Here is a 1,512-nt window from a genome sequence, read left to right on the forward strand (position 1 = left end):
TGTGCAGGTTTCCGTCAGACTTAATGTCTGTTTCCTTAGAAAGGAGGTGATCCAGCCGCAGGTTCTCCTACGGCTACCTTGTTACGACTTCACCCTAATCATTTGTCCCACCTTAGACGGCTCGCTCCCTAAAAGGGTTACGCCACCGGCTTCGGGTGTTACAAACTCTCATGGTGTGACGGGCGGTGTGTACAAGGCCCGGGAACGTATTCACCGCGGCGTGCTGATCCGCGATTACTAGCGATTCCGACTTCGTGTAGGCGAGTTGCAGCCTACAGTCCGAACTGAGAATGGCTTTAAGAGATTAGCTTGACCTCGCGGTCTCGCAACTCGTTGTACCATCCATTGTAGCACGTGTGTAGCCCAGGTCATAAGGGGCATGATGATTTGACGTCATCCCCACCTTCCTCCGGTTTGTCACCGGCAGTCTTACTAGAGTGCCCAACTCAATGCTGGCAACTAGTCATAAGGGTTGCGCTCGTTGCGGGACTTAACCCAACATCTCACGACACGAGCTGACGACAACCATGCACCACCTGTCATTTTGCCCCCGAAGGGGAAACCTGATCTCTCAGGTGATCAAAAGATGTCAAGACCTGGTAAGGTTCTTCGCGTTGCTTCGAATTAAACCACATGCTCCACCGCTTGTGCGGGCCCCCGTCAATTCCTTTGAGTTTCAACCTTGCGGTCGTACTCCCCAGGCGGAATGCTTAATGCGTTAGCTGCGGCACTGAAGGGCGGAAACCCTCCAACACCTAGCATTCATCGTTTACGGCATGGACTACCAGGGTATCTAATCCTGTTCGCTACCCATGCTTTCGAGCCTCAGCGTCAGTTACAGACCAGACAGCCGCCTTCGCCACTGGTGTTCTTCCATATATCTACGCATTTCACCGCTACACATGGAGTTCCACTGTCCTCTTCTGCACTCAAGTTTCCCAGTTTCCGATGCGCTTCCTCGGTTAAGCCGAGGGCTTTCACATCAGACTTAAAAAACCGCCTGCGCTCGCTTTACGCCCAATAAATCCGGATAACGCTTGCCACCTACGTATTACCGCGGCTGCTGGCACGTAGTTAGCCGTGGCTTTCTGGTTGGATACCGTCACGCCGACAACAGTTACTCTGCCGACCATTCTTCTCCAACAACAGAGTTTTACGACCCGAAAGCCTTCTTCACTCACGCGGCGTTGCTCCATCAGACTTGCGTCCATTGTGGAAGATTCCCTACTGCTGCCTCCCGTAGGAGTTTGGGCCGTGTCTCAGTCCCAATGTGGCCGATCAACCTCTCAGTTCGGCTACGTATCATGGCCTTGGTGAGCCGTTACCTCACCAACTAGCTAATACGCCGCGGGTCCATCCAAAAGCGATAGCTTACGCCATCTTTCAGCCAAGAACCATGCGGTTCTTGGATTTATGCGGTATTAGCATCTGTTTCCAAATGTTATCCCCCACTTAAGGGCAGGTTACCCACGTGTTACTCACCCGTCCGCCACTCGTTTTAAGTTGAATCAC

1 rRNA gene is annotated in these 1,512 nt (G+C 52.6%); it reads right to left on the reverse strand.

Annotated features, from left to right (window positions below):
* Positions 1–39 precede the first annotated feature (39 nt).
* Positions 40–1,512 (reverse strand): 16S ribosomal RNA (locus GSO_RS15230); the annotation flags it as partial.

The sequence above is a fragment of the Lacticaseibacillus zeae DSM 20178 = KCTC 3804 genome (assembly GCF_000260435.1).
Taxonomy (GTDB): Bacteria; Bacillota; Bacilli; order Lactobacillales; family Lactobacillaceae; genus Lacticaseibacillus; species Lacticaseibacillus zeae.